Source organism: Microbulbifer sp. MI-G, assembly GCF_030440425.1.
Classification (GTDB): Bacteria; Pseudomonadota; Gammaproteobacteria; order Pseudomonadales; family Cellvibrionaceae; genus Microbulbifer; species Microbulbifer spongiae.
Genome location: NZ_CP098023.1, coordinates 3,161,985 through 3,179,542, shown reverse-complemented (window position 1 = coordinate 3,179,542; position 17,558 = coordinate 3,161,985). Strand labels below are relative to the sequence as shown.

Here is a 17,558-nt window from a genome sequence, read left to right as displayed (position 1 = left end):
GCCACCTCGGCCGGTGGCGGTACGCCCCCGTACCACCCTGGGCAAAGGGCTTGGAACCTGCGCCCGGGCAACCATTGTAGGGGTTACTGGAATGGGCCAGTAACCGTAAGGAAATAGGAAAAACTAGTGAATCCAGTAAGCAAAACCTTCCAGTACGGAGAGCATCAGGTCACCATCGAGACCGGTCGCATCGCGCGCCAGGCTACCGGTGCGGCCCTGGTGACCATGGGTGAAACCGTTGTATTGTGTACCGTTGTCGGTGCCAAAGAAGCTAAGCCTGACCAGGGCTTTTTCCCGTTGTCCGTGCACTACCAGGAAAAAGCCTACGCGGCCGGCAAGATTCCCGGCGGCTTCTTCAAGCGGGAAGGTCGCCCGTCTGAAAAGGAAACCCTGACCTCGCGCTTGATCGACCGCCCGATTCGCCCGCTATTCCCCAAGAGCTTTATGAATGAAGTACAGGTGATGATCACGGTCCTGTCCGCGGAGAAGGATATGGACCCGGATATCGCCGGTATGATCGGTACATCTGCAGCGCTGTCGGTATCCGGTATTCCCTTTGCCGGCCCGATCGGCGCTGCGCGCGTGGGCTACACCCAGCAGGATGGTTACTTGTTGAATCCGGGTTACAGAGCCCTGAAAACCTCCGAACTGGACATGGTGGTAGCGGGTACCAAGGACGCTGTGCTGATGGTGGAGTCCGAAGCACAAGAGCTGCCGGAAGATATTATGCTGGGCGCTGTGCTGTATGCGCACCAGGAAATGCAGGCCATTATCCGGGTTTGTGAAGAACTTAAGGCGGAAGCCGGCAAGCCCCAGTGGAGCTGGCAGCCACCGGTGGAAAATACCGAGCTGAAAGCCGCCCTGGAGAGCCAGTTTGCCGGCAAGGTTGCGGAAGCTTACCGCATCATCGACAAGCAGGCCCGCAGCGCCCGTCTGGCTGAACTGCGCAGTGAAGCTGTCGAAGCACTCTCTAGCGAGGAAATAAGCGCAGATGAGGTAAAAGGCGCCTTTGGCAAGCTGGAGAAGCAGCTGGTGCGCGGTTCCGTGGTGCGCGGCGAGTCCCGCATCGACGGTCGCGACAACAAGACCGTGCGCCCGATTACTGTGGAAGTGGGGGTACTGCCGAAATCCCACGGCTCTGCCCTGTTCACTCGCGGTGAAACCCAGGCTCTGGTAGTGGCGACTCTCGGCTCTACCGGCGATGCCCAGATCATCGATGCCCTGGAAGGTGAACGCAAAGACTACTTTATGTTGCACTACAATTTCCCCCCTTACTCCGTTGGTGAAGCGGGGCGTGTAGGTGCTACCGGTCGCCGCGAAATCGGTCACGGCCGCCTGGCCCGCCGCGGGATTGCCGCTGTGCTCCCCGATCCGGACAGTTTCCCTTACACCGTGCGCGTGGTTTCCGAGATTACGGAATCCAACGGTTCCAGTTCCATGGCCTCTGTGTGTGGTTCCAGCCTGGCACTGATGGATGCCGGCGTGCCCCTGAAGGCGCCGGTGGCCGGTATCGCCATGGGCCTGGTGAAGGAAGATGAAGGCTATGCGGTACTGACTGACATTCTCGGTGATGAGGATCACCTGGGTGATATGGACTTCAAAGTGGCCGGCACCGCTTCTGGTGTGACCGCACTGCAGATGGATATCAAGATCGAAGGGATCACCGAAGAGATTATGGAAACCGCCCTGGAGCAGGCCCTGCAGGCGCGCCTGCACATCCTTGCGGAAATGAACCGGGTGATTGACTCCTCTCGCACCAGTGTGAACGAGAATGCGCCGCGCTATGCGACCCTGAAGATCCATCCGGACAAAATCCGCGATGTGATCGGCAAGGGCGGTGCGACAATCCGCTCTATCACCGAAGAGACCGGCGCCTCCATTGATATTGGGGATGATGGCACCATCAAGGTCTTTGGTGAGGATGGCGAGAGCCTGGAAAGCGCAGTGACCCGCATTGAGGAAATCACCGCGGAAGCCGAGATCGGGGCGATCTACGAGGGCACCGTGGTGCGTATCGTGGATTTTGGTGCATTCGTTAATTTCCTGCCGGGCAAAGATGGCCTGGTACATATCTCACAGATCGCCGAAGAGCGTGTGAATGCGGTGACCGACTATCTGAGCGAAGGCCAGAAAGTGTTTGTGAGGGTGCTCGACGTTGACCAGCGCGGGCGTATCAAGCTGTCCATCAAGGAAGCCAACGCCGATCGGGCGGCCGCCGCCGAGACAGCGGGACAGGGCAGCGGCGAAGTGTGAGTCTGCAAAGCTCGCAGGGAACCCGGCCTTGTGCCGGGTTTTTTTATGGCTTTTGATACAGGGGGAAGGGCCGGGGCATGGTCCGTGCCCAGAGATTTTCAGCTAGAATCTGGGCAAAAACAGGGAGGCTAACCGTGCACAATCTTTGGCTTCTGGACCTGATGCTCGGTCTCACTGCCCTGTTGCTTGCCAATCAGTATTGGTATTTGACCCGCGCGCAATTTCAGTCGGCGGCCCTGATGCTGGTTGCTGCTCTTGCCTTTATTGCCCTCGCCGCAATCGCGGGCGCCTACCGCTACGGTATAGACCCCGGCGTGACTGAACTGCACCGGGCACTGACCCGTCTCTCTGGCTACGCCGCTTTCCTGCTCATCGGCATCGGCCTGCTCTGGGTGCGGCTGGGTTTGCGCTGGGGAGCAGACAGTCGCGCGCCGGCTTATGTGGTGGTGGCGGTGGTCCTCGCATCATCGATCAGTCTCGGAGAAAGCGGCCTGCTGGCGCCCCGGTGGGTAGTCGATCTGTACTCGACACTGGGCCTGCTGCTGTGGCTGCTGGTGGCGTTACTGGAATGGGTTTCACCGCGCCGGCTGAGCCGCAAACAGGCTTTCGTGCTGGGTGGCGGCGCTGTACTGGTGGCTGTTAACGTATTGTTTGTCGGCACCGGTGCCAGGCAGCTGCTGGGCCTGGCGCGCACCAACTGGTTCCATCTGCTGTTGGCTATTTCGGTATTTTCCCTTTTGAGTGCGCGTCCGTTGTTTACCCGTACTGCGGACGGGCGACGGGCTTGAGGCGTTTGAAAAAGCGTGGATGACAGGGCAGCTCAGTTTTTAAGCAAAGGCGTGAAATTGGTGTAATGAGGCAGTAAAACGATTGCACCGCGCCATAACCTCTCTCTTTGAAAAGAGATTCTGATGTGCATACCACAGAAGCCCGCATTCTGTATTCGGCAAGGAGATCCATTTTGATTGGGCGATGTCAATGAGCGTCTGCAGCGGTCTGCTGATAGTGTCGATACTATGCGCGGGCGTACAGTGATTGTCTGGGAGAAGTTCTGGATTTGGGGTTTCCACCAGTTTAGCAATCGATGTATCAATTCCCCGTGAAAACTGAAACCTGGGCAGAAAACATCCTAGGAACAGTTCGGGTCTTGGCTATCAACACTTTTTATACCTTCCCTCAATGGTCACTGACGGATTCAGGACTAGTCCTCTCCCGGGCGCGATGCGTCTTTGGCGGAGAGCGAGACAGCCAGTGTCTGTTTGAATACGGTGGTGGCTAAAGTTGCGCAATGGTCGATGGTGGCTTTGTAGCAACCGATAGTATGCAGTTGGCATTACCAGTGAAGTCAAAGCTAACCATACCCTTTACTCCGGTGATGGCCAGCTTGTTTCTTGATTGAGGGATATCCCCCTCCCTCCGCAATCAGGATGGTTGCAATACCCAGGAACACTATAAGCTGATGTGGTGAACGCCTTCTGCCAGAGCCGGAATCACCTCCCAATAAAGCCGAGATGCCCATTTCCATTTCGGGTACAAATTGCAAGAACCACTATAGAAAAAAATAGAAAGAACCGTTACGCAACAGAATGTGTGCCATATGCCCGCAGCGTTTTAAACGGTATTTTAATAATCCAGAGGTTTGTATACATTCCTCATTGGGTACATATAAGCCAGTCAGGAAACTGTAACAGCAGCGAACCGGAAGGTAATAGCATACCTGAGGAGCTGGTTCCTGCTGAAATCCATCAGTTGCTAAGCCCGGAACTTAAGGTGTTTCTATCGGGTCTCACTTGCCAGCCCTATATTCCCCGGCCCGCCTTTGTATTGAGCTGTGATCCTCTCCATCAACAACAGATCACCGATTGGCTTCAGCGTGAAATTTTGACGCTTATTTGCTCACCCTGGCCAAGCAGTCGACATAGCATCTGGTCAAGTGTTTATAAAGATTTTCAGGGCCGGATTACAGTGGTGTCCAAAGGGTATCTCTGAGTTCCAATCATACCTCTATGGGCAGGACCGGTAGCAACCTGCGGCTGTGACGAAGCCGCTGGAGCCACTCCGGCTCCAACGGATATCACGTTTGGCGGCACTGGAACAAAATGGCGCTGGATGAAAACAATCTAACGCTTGCCCTCAGGTGTGCGCAGTCTTGGGAGGCGTTGTGAAGGCAGGCATATACCAGTGGAAGCGGAACAAGTTCATGCAACCCTGCTTGATCGAAAGGGCTCAGGGCGGGAAATGACCTGGCCTGAAGTGGAGGCCTGGCATCCTGGCCAGGGAGTGCTGTGGCTCCACTTTGATCGTGCTGAGGAAGCGGTCGTGCAATGGATACGCACTGACAGCGGGCTGGCGCAAATCGTGGTGGAAGCCCTGCTGGCGCGACCGATGCGGCCCCGCACTCTCAGAGTGGATGACGGGCTCTTCCTGGCCCTGTGCGGGGTGGACCCAAAACACAAGTCGCGCCGGGAGGACCGGGTCTCGATCCGAGTATGGGTAGAGGAAAATCGCGTTATCAGTACCGGCAAACGGCGCCTGCTGGCAGAGGAGGACCTGATAGCCCGTTTGGAGAATGGCTGTGGCCCCCGGGGTGCCGCCGCGCTGGTGGTCTCCCTGGCGGATTTACTGGTATTGCGTATGAGTGACCGGGCCGAGGAGTTTGAAGAGGGGGTGGATGACCTGGAAGACCAGCTTCTGGAGCGCGGAGGGGAGGGCCTGGGAGTGAACCTGGTGCAGTTTCGCAAGAGAACGATTGCACTGCGCCGTTACCTGTGCCTGCAAAGAGAGGTACTGTCGCGCATGCAGCAGGAATCTATGCCCTGGTTCGACAAGGAGAGCCATGCTTTATTGGGTGATGTCAACGAGCGCCTGCAGCGGAATATCGATGATATCGATACCGTGCGCGAGCGCGCTGCGATTGCCCAGGAGGAACTTCTGAGCCGCAATTCCGACCAGCTCAACAGCCGCATGTACGTATTGTCTGTAGTCGCCGCTATATTCCTGCCCCTGGGATTTTTGACCAGCCTGTTTGGTATCAATGTCGGCGGTATTCCCTGGGAAGAATCCGCCGGTGGTTTTATCGCTTTCTGTGTTTTACTGGTGGTGGCCCTTGCGGGGCAATTAGTTTTCTTTCACTGGAAGAAATGGCTGTAGCACTTCTTACACGGAAGTCGGCGCACCGTGGGGGTAAAGGTTGTCACCACCAGCCTGGGGCCCGGTTTCAGCCGGGATGCCGAAAATGCCTTACTCCAGAGGATGATACTGGCTGGCGGGGGCAGGAATTTTTCAAACAGACAGGCTGCCCGCAGGGCGCTGAACCCGGCGGGTCCCGGCTCAAGCCGATGGGCACTGTGGCGATGCCCAGGTCCGGAGGTCATTCCCGCCGTTTTATTTGAGGATGTGCGGGTCGCCGGGAAAGAGGCCGAGTTTGACGTCTTCTGCGTATTTGCGCAGTGCACCGGGAATATCCTCAGCTTCCACCAGAAAGTTTTTGGAGAATTTTGGCGGTTGCTCGGTGAGGCCGAGAATATCGTTGATAACCAGCACCTGGGCGTCGGTGTTGCGTCCGGCACCGATACCAATGGTGGGCATGGCAACCGATTCGGTGATGTTTTTGGCCAGGGTTGCGGGAACACACTCGAGTACCAGCAGGTCGGCACCGGCCTGGTCCAGTTGGATGGCATCATCCAGGATTTGTTTGGCGTGTTCGGCGTCGCGCCCCTGCACCCGGTAGCCCCCCAATTTGTGTACAGACTGTGGGGTTAGGCCCAGGTGGGCACAAACCGGAATACCGCGGTCAGTGAGCATCTTCACGGTTTCGGTAAGCCAGGCGCCACCCTCAATTTTTACCATATGGGCACCAGCCTGCATGATACGGGTGGCGTTGGCGATGGCCTGCTCTGGTGTGGCGTAGGTCATAAACGGCATGTCACCCATAATCAGGGACTTCTTGTTGCCCCGTGCCACCGCTTCCACATGGTAGATCATCTGCTCCATGGTCACCGGTACGGTACTGTCATAGCCGAGTACGGTCATGCCGAGGGAATCCCCCACCAGTACCGCCTCAACACCGGTCCTTTGGGCCATGGTGGCCATGGGGGCGTCATAGAGTGCAACGACAGTAAATTTCTCTCCCTGTTCTTTCTTTTTGCGCAGGGTCTGAGCTGTGACGAGCCGTTCTAATTCAAAGGATGCATACATAAGCCTTAACTCCCCGGATTGTAATAGTGTCGGCCGTTGGTGACAGTGAGCAGGTACTCGACCAGCTGGCGGTAATCTTCTGGGTGATTGGCAAAATCGATTTCCTCACTGTTGACAATAAGCAGAGGCGCCCTGTCGTAGTGGTGGAAAAAGCGGGTATAGGCTTCGTTGAGGGTGGCCAGGTATTCGTTGCCGATGGCGCGCTCTGCGGGGATACCGCGGTTGCGGATACGGGTTTGCAGTACCTCCAGGGGCGCTTGCAGGTAGATCACCAGGTCCGGTCTGGGTGCTTCCAGAGTGAGGTGCCGGAATACCTGCTGGTAGAGTGCGAGTTCATTTTTATCCAGGGTCACCTGGGCAAACAGCTGGTCTTTTTCAATCAGGAAATCCGCTACCCGGACCGGTTCAAAGAGGTCGTTCTGCCGCAACGCCTGGATTTGCTGGGAGCGCTGCAGAAGAAAGTGCAGCTGGGTCGGCAGGGCCGCACCTTTGGGATCGCGGTAGAAACGTGCGAGGAAAGGGTTTTCCTCCGGCCGCTCCAGCAGGGTGTCATAATTGAAGGTGGCGGCCAGCTTCTTCGCAAGCGTGGTTTTACCCACGCCGATATTGCCTTCTACGGCGATAAACTTGGGCAATGGCTTGCCCGGCAGGCTGAACTCACCCGGCGTTTCGCTGTTTTCGATAACCACGTATATGATTCCTAAGGCTGGGACGTCTTCCCCCGGTGGGCTACAGGCGCAAAAGTACTATCAAGTGGGGCGCGCAGTCGAGTACTTTTCAGGAGTTGGGGTGCTCGATCAGATTTTCTGCAGGCGATTGTGTGGGCAGTACTGCAGCAGCTGTGCCAGTGTTTCCCCTGTGGGGAGTCGCAGATTGGGTGACAATTCGGCCAACGGCACCAGAACAAAGTTGCGTTCGAACATACGGGGGTGCGGCACCTGCAGGCGCAGGCTGTCAATGTGTTGTTCGCCGAACAGCAGTATATCCAGATCCAGGGTGCGCGCCCCCAGCGCAGGGAACGCTCGCGCCCGTGGGTCGCCTCGATGGCCTGCAGTTGGTCGAGTAGTGAAAGGGGCAGAGCCCTGTGCGCAATTCTGCGACCGCATTGATGTAATCCGGTTGCCCGCTTGGACCAAGGGCGCGCTGCGATAGAAACCGGAACAGCGAAGCAGTTGGCTTTGCGGCATATCAGCCAGTGCCACCAGGGCATTGCGCAGTTGTTTCCTGGGCTGCGCCAGGTTGCTGCCGAGCCCGAGATAGACAGTGTCCACTAGCCGGTTGTTCGTGGTTTGCGGTGGCGCCCACCGCGGGAGCCGCGGCCGCGATGACGGCTACCGCCACTGCGCTGCAGTTTGCGTACCATTTGCTGGCGCTGTTCGTCATCGGCCTGTTGGAACTGGGTCCACCACTGACCGAGTCCAGCCTCAATCTCACCGCACTCTTCGCGCAGTAGCAGGAAGTCGTAGGCAGCGCGAAATCGGGGGTGTTCCATCATGCGCAGGGCACGGCTGCCACTACGCTGGGGCAGGCGGTATTGCAGGTCCCAGATTTCGCGCATGGGAATGGAGAAGCGTTTCGGGATGGCGGTGTGTGCCAACTGGGCACTTGTGATCTTTTGCGCAGCCTGGATCAGTGCCGGTACCGGGGGCGTTCCCTTCTCCACCAGCTTCTGCTGTTCCGCGTTTACCGCCGGCCACAGCAGGGCTGCATACAGAAACGCAGGGGTGACCCGCATGTCCGCGCAAATGCGCTGGTCGGTATTGCGCAGGGCTTGCCGGGTCAGCGCCAGGGCCGTGGGGCTGTTGCCGAGTTGGACGGCATTGTCCGGGAACAGATGCGGCCACAATTCGTAGCGTTGCAACAGTTCAAAGGTACTTTCACCCTGGCCGCTCATCAGCAGTTTGAGCATTTCGTCGAAGAGGCGGGCGGGGGCGATATTGCGCAGTAGTGGTGCCAGCTCCTTCAGGGGGGCCGCAGTTTTATTTTCTATGCTGAAGTCCAGTTTGGCGGCGAAGCGCACCGCGCGCAGCATGCGCACCGGGTCTTCCTTATAGCGCGTAACTGGTGTGCCAATCATGCGGATCAGGCGCCTGTCAATATCCTCTACACCACCGGTGTAATCGTGGATGGCGAAGCCATTGGTGGTGTAGTAGAGGGCATTGACGGTAAAGTCCCGGCGCTTGGCATCGCTTTCCAAATCTCCGTACACATTGTCTCGCAGCAGCATCCCGTGCTCCGATTGCCGGGCATTGTGCTCTTCACCATCTGTGTGGTGACCGCGGAAAGTGGTCACTTCTATGACTTCGCGACCAATACGGGCATGCAGGATACGGAAACGCCGCCCCACAATACGTGCGCCCCGAAACAGTACCTTGGCCTGCTCCGGGGTGGCATCTGTGGCGATGTCAAAGTCCTTGGGGTGGCCGCCGAGAATCAGGTCACGCACCCCGCCGCCGACAATAAAGGCTTGGTAACCCGCGTCCTGCAGGCGCTTCATAACGGTCAGTGCTGCACGGCTGATGTTTTGCCGTGAGATATTGTGGTTGTTGCGGGTGATGACCCTGGGGCCTTGCTTGGCCGGCTTGCGCCAGCGCTTCATACGAGTAATCAAATTGTTGAGCATACGGCTGTCTGTCTCGACTGCTGCCATTCGTGGATGACCGGAAAAACCCTGCTGCGCTTTGGCCACACGGCAGTGGGGGCAGGCTCTGTGCCCATGCTTTCCCACCCAGGAACCCGGGGGGTGGGGATACTGCTGGTCCTGTAGCCCCGGGCTGGCCAGGGTTGAAGTACAAATTCAGGCGCTCAAGTGGCACCTGTCTCCAGCGATCTGGATTTGCGGGCGCGATTCTAACATACCCCATGGAATGCGCCCTCAATCTGCGGGTGCCGGGCATTTTGACAATGAAAATGGGAACTATTCCAGCTTGGAAAATCCGGAAATCCTTCCTTGGCCAATGGGAAAATATCCCAGAGGCACAGGCATTTTTTATAGGCTTGCCTGTATCAGCAAACTGAGACTTGATTCCTGTCAGCACACCCGATGCCGGGTTGCTGTACCGTATGGGCATTGCTTTTGTATACGCACTCGACCGTATAAACAGTGGCATGTCACCACAGGCCAAAAAAATTAGACAGGCGACCTGAGCTGAATGCAAGCGGGACAGCCATACGAAGAAGGGCCCGATAGCTCCGCGTACCCTGAGTTCCTGCTCTGTAGGTGCGGCGCTCGTGTCAATGGCATAAGACCTGAGACCTGGTCCAGAAAACCCGATAAAAGTCCGTTCAATAGGCTTGGGTATCCAGCAATGGTGGTACACAACCCAATGGCATGGTGGCGCGCACTCATCGGGAAAGCTGCTGTTAGACGGGGTGGAGGAAAGATCTTCTTGCGAGAAATGGGGCTGGCAGAACACCTTCAGAACAACTGGTGACTGCCCGACCGAATGAGAATCAGTCTTATTTTCTTTATGAAGGTAGCGGCTTCCTTGCGCTCTCAATTTGCAGTCAAGCAAACACCCTATCCCAGGTACAATTCAGTCAGTTTCAACGCGCTTGTTGTTCTTCTTTTTTAGGATTTATTCTTATTATTTATTGTTGTTGTTGCGGTTTTGGTCTCTCATTGCTCTTATTGTCGACCGCCCCATTATTGTTATTGTGTTTTGCCCGCTTATTGTGAGTTGTTTTAGGGCCTGCAACGGCCATTTATTTTTATTGTTAGCCGTTTTCAATTTTTGTATCAAGAATAAAGCACTTTATGTGCCAACTTTAAAAAAATCTTATAAATCAATAAGTTAAAATCTTTACATATTTTCACGGAACTTTTCACGGACTCTTCGCGTTACGGAAGGTGCGGGAATTGTTACTTGTGGATGGGTTGGGTAACACTTGCCTCAGTCAGCCTTGGCCGGGCCGCGGCTGCCGGCGGGGGAAAGGGAGGGGACTCTGAAGTGGATGGGAGAGGGGGCTAGGCCTCGGCGACGGCGCTGCGACGGGTCTTCTTGCGCGGAATCCCCAGTTTCTGCCGCCGCTCCCACAGGCACTTGCGACTGACACCCAGCTTCTTGGCCAGCTCGGTCTCACTCATGGTGTCCTGGTGTTCAATCACAAAGCGGGCGAAATAGTCTTCCAGGGACAGGTCCTCGCGGGGGTCTGTGTGCAAGCTGCGAGGGCGTGTTGAGCCCCTGGCCTCTTCCACGGGTACCAGGTCGAGATCAATATCCAGAATTTTATGATCGATTTCTGCACTACTCCTGTCGGTGAGAATCACCGCGCGCTGGATCGCGTTCTCCAGCTCCCGCACGTTGCCGGGCCAGGCGTAGGTGGTGATCGCCTGGATGGCCTCAGGGGACAGGCGCAGGAGCGGGCGCTCAATTTTTTGGCAAAATTTTTCCAGCAGGTGCTCTGCCAGTGCCAGTATGTCCCTACCGCGCTCCCGCAGGGGGGCGAGGGTTATCTGCACCACGTTGATGCGATAGTAGAGATCTTCACGGAATTTGCGATCCGCTGCCAGCTGGCGCAGGTTGCGATGCGTGGCTGCTACCAGTCGCACGTTCACCTTGCGCGATTCAATCGAGCCAATGGGGCGCACCTCGCCCTCCTGTATTACCCGCAGCAGGCGCGCCTGGGCCTCCAGGGGCAGTTCACCGATTTCATCGAGGAACAAGGTGCCGCCATCCGCGGCAGCGACCAGTCCTTCACGGGCACTCTGTGCCCCGGTAAATGCGCCTTTTTCGTAACCGAACAGTTCCGATTCGATCAGGGTTTCGGGGATGGCGGCGCAGTTCACTGATATCAGCGGTTTGCCGGCCCGGTGACTCTCCTCGTGGATTGCGCGGGCAACCAGCTCCTTACCGGTGCCTGTTTCGCCGTGTACCAGTACTGTGGCATCGGTAGGAGCCACCTTGTGGATGCGGCCATACAGCTCACGCATTACCTGGCTGTTACCAATCATGCCGGCGATGGCATTGGTACTCTCTTTCTCCGCCGGGGCCTGGATGCGGCTCTGCTCGGCTTTGCCGATCACCCGGCGTATGGTGGTGATCATCTCGTCGTGATCGAAAGGCTTGGCGATGTAGTCCGCGGCCCCCATGCGCATGGAGTCCACGGCGGACCTGAGGCTGGCATAGCTGGTCATGATCAGCACGGGGATATCGCCGGCGGGCTTGAGTAAATCGGTGCCGGGGGCACCGGGAAGGCGCAGGTCCGAGATGATCAGGTCTACCGTGTTCAGGCGATACTTGTTGAGTGCTTCCCGAACGGAACCCGCCTCACTGACCTTGTAGCGGTGTCGCTCCAGAAGCTTGCGCAGCGCCGTTCGAATAATGGCTTCATCTTCGACGATCAGGATGTGGCTCATGTGTTACGCCTGGTTACAAAATACTCAGCAAGCGCCTAGTTTTACCTGTGCGCCGTTTCTATGCAACTCAAAAACGCGGAATTGAAGTGCATTTGCACAAAATTTAATCGTTTTGAGATTCCTTCCTTACCCCGCCAGGGGTAGCTGTACAATAAACTTTGCACCGCGTCCAGTTTCTTTATTGGCCGGACTGACCAGTTCCAACTGCCCACCATGCTCCTCGATAATGCTGTACACCATCGCCAACCCCAACCCGGTGCCCTCTCCGGGCTCCTTGGTAGTGAAGAAGGGCTCGAGGATGCGCTCACGGTGCCTTGGGGAGATTCCCGGACCTTCATCGGTGATCGAAACACAGGCGCTGTCCCTGGAGATATGGCCTTCAATACGGATATGGCCCCGGTCGGGGCTGGCGTCACGCGCGTTGCTGAGCAGGTTGATAAATACCTGGATCAGACGCTGGTTGTCGCCGGTGGCGATCAGGTCTTCCGGCACGGCGTTATCGAAGCGCACCTCTGTCTTGTCCCGCTGCAGCGATAACAGTTGTACCGCCTCCTGCACACAGGCATAGAGATCCACCGGAGCCCGTTCACTCTCCTGGCTGCCGGTGTGGGAGAAGCTAACCAGTGAGTGCACAATACGGCTGATACGCTGGGTCTGGCTAAGGATCTGGTCGGCTGTCTCCAGAACTTCCGGCTTGTCGCAGTCAAACTGGAGATTCTGTGCCAGGCAGGCGATACCGGTGACCGGATTGCCCACCTCGTGGGCGACACCGGCAGCAAGGCGGCCCACCGAGGCGAGGCGTTCACTGTGCATCAGCTCCTGCTCCAGAACCTGTGTCTCGGTAATATCTTCCAGTAAAAGCATCTGGGCATCGCCGCGCTCGTTGTGGGTGCGGTTGTTGCGGTCGCGTTTTTGCCGGGTCTTGTGCAGGTTGAGCCAGTGGCTGTTGCCTCCCAGGTTGACCTGCTGTTTGAAGCGACTGGCATTGGCAGACTGGGCGAACTCTGTCAACAGGCCGCGCCAGGGTTCGGTCAGGTAATCCAGTTTGGAACCGATCACCCCGCTGGCAGTGATGCCGGTGAGGTCCTGCATGGCGTAGTTCCACAGCAATATCTCGCCGTCGCGGCCGAGTGAGCAGGCGGCCAAGGGTAACTCTTCGAGCATCTGGCGGTGGTATAGGCGCAGATTGTTGAGTTCTGCGGCGAGTCCGGTGAGTTGGTGTTTGTAGCGTCCCAGGCGCGTCTCGATCAGGTGAATATCCTTATTGGCCGGTTGATCACCGTTCTTGAAGGGAAAGTGGCGGTCGATGATCTGCCCGGCCAGTACCCGCCCCAGCAGTCCCGAGAGGTTGGCTTCCAGCCGGTTGCGCAGCTGGCGCAGGGCGTAGGGACGCCGTTCATTGTCCGGCAGGTTGAGCTGGCTGAGGGCGCGCTTGACCTCCAGGTTGGCGGTGGCTGCGCCGAGGCTTTCCGCCAGGCGCAGGCGAAAATCTGCGGCGGACTCCACATCGAGCCCCAGACGCAGGGCCTGGGCGATGGTGTCATCGCTGCACAGGTCGGCGGCGTACTGTTCCAGGCTGCTGGCGCGGGTAAACAGCGACAGGCAGGCGAACAGCAGTATGTTGGCACCCAGTGACAGGGTCGTGATCTGGGTCCATATGGACATCCCCAGGGGTATTCGTATTGAAGTACCGGGGAGGGCGATACCGGTCAGGTCGAGGATTGACGGCAGCAACAGGCCGCAGCCCCAGATCAGCATACCCGCGAGCAGGCCGCCAATAAAACCGCGGCGATTGCCCCGCGGCCAGTGGATAACCGCAAAGATACCCGGCAGGAACTGCAGGGAACCGATAAACGCCAGCAGGGCCAGGTCCGACAGGGACAGGCGATTGTCCAGCAGCAGGTAAAAAGCAAAGCCGGCAACGAATAGCGCGGCAATCAGGATGCGGCGCAGCCACACCAGTTGCCGGTACATGTTGTCCTCTGAATGCCAGCGGGTGCCCGGCAGCAGCCAGTGGTTCATCACCATGGTGGAGAGTGCCAAAGTGATCATGATCAGTGCGCCGGTGGCAGCGGAAAGACCGCCGATAAACGCGAGTGCAGTGAGCAGGGCGGAGCCGCTGGTGCGGGGTACCGCCAGGGAGAAGTACTGCACGGGTTCTGCCACGCCCAGGGCAAAGCCCGCCCACATGATCGGGAAGATCGGCAGGGCCATCAGCAGCAAAAACAGCGGGAAGCCCCAGCTGGCGGTGTGCAGTGCCTGCTTTGTCGGGCGCTCGGCAACACTCAGGTAGAAGATGTGTGGCATGGCTACGGCTGTGGCGATAAAGACCAGCAGCAGCGTGTGCGAAGAGCCCTGGTCGATGGGGGTGTAGAGCCGCTGCTGCATATCACTGTTTTCCAGCAACCACTGGTCGAGGCCGGCGAAACCGCCGAATACACCGAACACCGCGTAGCCCCCAACGGCGGTCAGGGCCACCAGTTTAACCAGGGATTCCAGTGCCATGGCGCTGGCCAGCCCTTCCCCGCGCTCGCGGGTGGCGCCGTACATGCTGGTGAACACTGCGAGCAACACACAGTAGAGGAAGGCGATCAGGTTTTTGCTGGACACGTCGCTGTCCGGCAGGGCCAGGGCGGTGACGCTGTCATCGGACAGCAGGGCCAGGGTCTCCGACACCGCTTGAATCTGCAAGGCCACCAGCGGCATCAGTGCCAACAGCATAAACAGCGTAGTGAGGATGCCGGCCTGACGGCTGTGGTAACGGAATACCAGCAGGTCCGCGGGAGAATACAGTTGGTAGCGTTGGGCCAGTCGCGCCAGGGGTTCCAGGGCCACCGGGGCGAACAGGAACATGGCGCCGGTGCCCAGATAGTAGGCCAGGACGCCGTAGCCGTATTGCCAGGCCAGGTCGACAATGCCGTAGAAGGTCCAGGCGGACAGGGAGACCCCCAGGGAGAGCACGTACACCAGGGGATGGCGCACCCAGCGCGACGGCATCCAGCCCTTGGATGCGGCAAAGGCAACAAAGAACAGGATGGCGATATAGGCGACGCCCACAAGGGCGATATGGGCTATTTCAAAGCTCATTCGATTTGCGCCTCCACTGGATAAAAATCGCCAGCAGGATCAGGACAAACCAGAGGATAAAGGGCCGGTACCAAGCACCCACAGGGTTGATCATCCAGGTAAAAATGGTGGGGGAAAATACATAACCCACCAGCACGAGCAGAATCAGCAGAGTGCGGTTGCTCATAAGTCCCCTTGGAAACCCGCTTTGAAGTAGAAATACGCAGTTGCCAGGCCAGATCGTTGTGTGCAGGGGTAAACCGGCTGTTGCCTGGGGCCGAGCATGACAGGCATAAAAAGGGTAATTGTCAACGCAATTCAGTGCAATTGCCGGTTGCGTCTATCGATCTGGTGACGCTGCCAGCGGGCTGCGGCCCAGTTGAGAATGGTTTCCGGCTTCTCCTGCGCCAGGGAGTCGGGCACATGAAAGCCGAGAAACGCCAGCGCGGCACAGAGATTGCCCGTTGCATTGGCATCATGGACAGCCGGGGCATGATTTTGTTTGCTCAGCTTTTTCCGGCCTCCCGGCCCCATTACCAAAGGCAGGTGTCCGAATACCGGCGGTGCGGCGGAGAGTGCCCGGAACAGGCGTATCTGCGCACCGGTGGTGTCGAGTAGGTCCGCACCGCGCACCACATGGGTGATGCCCTGGGAGAGATCGTCAACCACCACGGCCAATTGATAGGCGTAGAGGCCGTCGCGGCGCTTGAGAAGGGTATCGTCGCGAATGTGCTGGCACTGCTCTCCGTGCCAGATATCCACAAAATGCTCTTCGCCGCCGGCACAGACCAGGCGCAGGGCACAGGTGCCCTTGCCGGGGTTTCCGGTGCGGCAGTTGATGTTGTCGTGCCCACCACTGCGACGAATCCGGCTGCGCGAGCAGTAACAGGGGTACAGCAGACCCTGTGCATGCAACTGCTGCAGAGTATCTTCATAGAGCGGAGAGCGCTTACTTTGCCAGGCAACGGTACCGTGCCAATGCAAGCCGTGGGCTTCCAGTGTTTTCAGGATGCGGGCAGCGGCACCGGGTTCTTCGCGAGGGGGATCCAGGTCCTCCATACGCAGCAGCCATTGACCGCCGTGGGCCCTGGCATCGAGGAAACTGCCGAGTGCGCACACCAGCGAGCCGAAATGCAGGGGGCCGCTGGGCGAGGGCGCAAAACGGCCAATATAGGGGTGAGCACTATCCAAAGTGATTGGCGGTGGTGCCGCAGAACGCCCTACCGGGCCGGGAGGACTCGGGCGCTTCGGGTTGCTGCGGGTTAGAAATTAACCGGAAATCTGCCGCTCCTTGATTTCCGCCAGGGTTTTGCAATCCACACATAAGGTGGCGGTGGGGCGGGCCTCCAGGCGGCGGATACCAATTTCAACCCCGCAGGCTTCGCAGTAGCCATAGTCCTCCTGGTCAATCAACTCCAGGGTGGCATCAATTTTCTTGATGAGCTTGCGTTCGCGATCGCGGGTACGAAGCTCCAGGCTGAACTCCTCCTCCTGACTGGCGCGGTCGGCAGGATCGGGAAAGTTGGCAGCCTCGTCTTTCATGTGGGAAACGGTGCGGTCCACTTCCGCCATGAGCTCGGCTTTCCAGGCCAACAGCAAGTTGCGGAAATGCGCCTGCTGCTTCTCATTCATGTACTCCTCGCCCTTGGCTTCATGGTAGGGCTCAAAGCCGTGCAGAGAATCGGTGCTCGCAGCAGTTTTGGGCATAATCGGTGCCTCTCTTTCTATACGGGCCCCCGATAATGGGGGCGATACCACCAAATTCAATCTAGCCCAGACCGCAAACGTTTTGGGTGATGCGTTTATCATCGGTCAAAACAGCTGTGGTGGCAGGCTAATCCTTGCCTCGGTTGCCGATATCCCTCGGTGACCGAGAGCGTGGAAGCTATCAAATCTGCGCGATTCGCGCTACAAATAGTTGTCTGCTATTTTGTGGCGTTCAAAAGTACCGAAAGGCTAGGCCTGTGAAGTTTACCCCTCCGCTACAAAAGGCAACCCTGTTGCGACGCTACAAGCGTTTCCTGGCCGATGTGGAATCCCCGCAAGGTGAGGTTTTCACCATTCACTGCCCGAATACCGGTTCCATGAAGAACTGCTGGATTGTGGGAGGCCCCTGCTGGTACTCGGATTCCGGCAACCACAAGCGCAAGTATCGCCATACCCTGGAGATCACCGCCACGCCCGAGGGTGCCCTGGCGGGGGTAAATACCGGGCGCGCCAACGCCCTGGTGGAAGAGGCGGTGCTCGCCGGAACCATTCGCGAACTGCAGGGCTACGAGTCCCTGCGCAGGGAGGTGCGCTATGGCGAGGAGAAAAGCCGGATTGATTTTCTCTTGTCCGGCCGCGCCGGCGATTGTTACGTCGAGGTGAAAAATGTCACCCTGGCAAAGGGGCGGCGGGGCTTCTTTCCCGATGCGGTCAGCGTCCGGGGCGCCAAACACTTGCGGGAACTACAGAAGCTGGCCGAGAGTGGCGTGCGCGCGGTGCTGTTCTACTGTGTGCAGCACAGTGGCATTGAGAGTGTGGAGGCGGCGCGGGAAATTGATCCCGGCTATGCAGAGGCACTCGATAGAGCGGTGTCTACAGGGGTAGAAGTACTCGCCTACAAGGCGCGACTGAGCGCGGGGGAGATAACCCTGGCGGAGAGGCTGCCGTTTACCTGAGTGTCTCGATTGGGGCTGCT

General features: G+C 57.9%; 13 protein-coding genes. 4 read left to right on the top strand and 9 right to left on the bottom strand.

Features of this window, described 5'->3' with window-relative positions:
- Nucleotides 1–126 precede the first annotated feature (126 nt).
- The 3 genes from pnp to M8T91_RS13255 all read left to right on the top strand — a co-directional run bounded on the left by pnp (nt 127) and on the right by M8T91_RS13255 (nt 5,403).
- Nucleotides 127–2,253, top strand: coding sequence for a polyribonucleotide nucleotidyltransferase (gene pnp / locus M8T91_RS13265; protein WP_301414643.1), 2,127 nt, complete (start codon nt 127–129; stop codon nt 2,251–2,253).
- Nucleotides 2,254–2,387: 134 nt separating this feature from the next.
- The gene (locus tag M8T91_RS13260) at nt 2,388–3,041 is read left to right on the top strand and encodes a hypothetical protein (RefSeq protein WP_301414642.1); all 654 of its coding nucleotides are present in this window, start codon (nt 2,388–2,390) and stop codon (nt 3,039–3,041) included.
- Nucleotides 3,042–4,434: 1,393 nt separating this feature from the next.
- Nucleotides 4,435–5,403 carry a zinc transporter ZntB gene (locus M8T91_RS13255; protein WP_301414641.1) on the top strand — a complete coding sequence of 323 codons (969 nt, stop codon included), beginning with the start codon at nt 4,435–4,437 and terminating at the stop codon, nt 5,401–5,403.
- A gap of 234 nt (nt 5,404–5,637) precedes the next feature.
- Here M8T91_RS13255 and panB read toward each other — a convergent pair whose 3' ends face one another.
- The 9 genes from panB to dksA form a co-directional block, all read right to left on the bottom strand.
- Nucleotides 5,638–6,450, bottom strand: a complete 813-nt coding sequence (panB, locus tag M8T91_RS13250; RefSeq protein ID WP_301414640.1) for a 3-methyl-2-oxobutanoate hydroxymethyltransferase — start codon at nt 6,448–6,450, stop codon at nt 5,638–5,640.
- A gap of 5 nt (nt 6,451–6,455) precedes the next feature.
- Nucleotides 6,456–7,139 (bottom strand): deoxynucleoside kinase, encoded by a 684-nt coding sequence (locus M8T91_RS13245; protein WP_301414639.1) that lies wholly within the window; start codon nt 7,137–7,139, stop codon nt 6,456–6,458.
- A gap of 108 nt (nt 7,140–7,247) precedes the next feature.
- Nucleotides 7,248–7,721: a 2-amino-4-hydroxy-6-hydroxymethyldihydropteridine diphosphokinase gene (locus M8T91_RS13240; RefSeq protein ID WP_301414638.1), complete on the bottom strand. Its 474-nt coding sequence runs from the start codon at nt 7,719–7,721 to the stop codon at nt 7,248–7,250.
- A complete protein-coding gene (gene pcnB, locus M8T91_RS13235) occupies nt 7,721–9,178 on the bottom strand; it encodes a polynucleotide adenylyltransferase PcnB (RefSeq protein WP_436970303.1) in 1,458 nt (485 codons plus the stop codon). The genes M8T91_RS13240 and pcnB overlap by 1 nt, the downstream gene beginning before the upstream one ends.
- 1,239 nt (nt 9,179–10,417) lie before the next feature.
- A complete protein-coding gene (locus M8T91_RS13230) occupies nt 10,418–11,809 on the bottom strand; it encodes a sigma-54-dependent transcriptional regulator (RefSeq protein ID WP_301414637.1) in 1,392 nt (463 codons plus the stop codon).
- A 126-nt stretch (nt 11,810–11,935) separates the two neighbouring features.
- Nucleotides 11,936–14,896: an ATP-binding protein gene (locus tag M8T91_RS13225; RefSeq protein WP_301414636.1), complete on the bottom strand. Its 2,961-nt coding sequence runs from the start codon at nt 14,894–14,896 to the stop codon at nt 11,936–11,938.
- Nucleotides 14,886–15,062 (bottom strand): hypothetical protein, encoded by a 177-nt coding sequence (locus M8T91_RS13220; protein ID WP_169337099.1) that lies wholly within the window; start codon nt 15,060–15,062, stop codon nt 14,886–14,888. The genes M8T91_RS13225 and M8T91_RS13220 overlap by 11 nt, the downstream gene beginning before the upstream one ends.
- 131 nt (nt 15,063–15,193) lie before the next feature.
- Nucleotides 15,194–16,066 carry a tRNA glutamyl-Q(34) synthetase GluQRS gene (gene gluQRS, locus M8T91_RS13215; RefSeq protein WP_301414635.1) on the bottom strand — a complete coding sequence of 291 codons (873 nt, stop codon included), beginning with the start codon at nt 16,064–16,066 and terminating at the stop codon, nt 15,194–15,196.
- A gap of 78 nt (nt 16,067–16,144) precedes the next feature.
- On the bottom strand, nt 16,145–16,582 hold the full coding sequence (dksA, locus tag M8T91_RS13210) for an RNA polymerase-binding protein DksA (protein ID WP_301414634.1): 438 nt from the start codon (nt 16,580–16,582) through the stop codon (nt 16,145–16,147).
- A 257-nt stretch (nt 16,583–16,839) separates the two neighbouring features.
- Between dksA and sfsA the strand changes: the two genes are divergently transcribed.
- The gene (sfsA, locus tag M8T91_RS13205) at nt 16,840–17,538 is read left to right on the top strand and encodes a DNA/RNA nuclease SfsA (RefSeq protein WP_301414633.1); all 699 of its coding nucleotides are present in this window, start codon (nt 16,840–16,842) and stop codon (nt 17,536–17,538) included.
- The last annotated feature ends 20 nt before the right edge of the window (nt 17,539–17,558 follow it).

Excerpts from the sequence above, each read along its gene's own strand:
- panB (WP_301414640.1), bottom strand. The coding sequence starts at position 6,450 with ATGTATGCATCCTTTGAATTAGAACGGCTCGTCACAGCTCAGACCCTG.
- M8T91_RS13230 (WP_301414637.1), bottom strand. The coding sequence starts at position 11,809 with ATGAGCCACATCCTGATCGTCGAAGATGAAGCCATTATTCGAACGGCG.
- M8T91_RS13225 (WP_301414636.1), bottom strand. The coding sequence starts at position 14,896 with ATGAGCTTTGAAATAGCCCATATCGCCCTTGTGGGCGTCGCCTATATC.
- M8T91_RS13220 (WP_169337099.1), bottom strand. The coding sequence starts at position 15,062 with ATGAGCAACCGCACTCTGCTGATTCTGCTCGTGCTGGTGGGTTATGTA.
- dksA (WP_301414634.1), bottom strand. The coding sequence starts at position 16,582 with ATGCCCAAAACTGCTGCGAGCACCGATTCTCTGCACGGCTTTGAGCCC.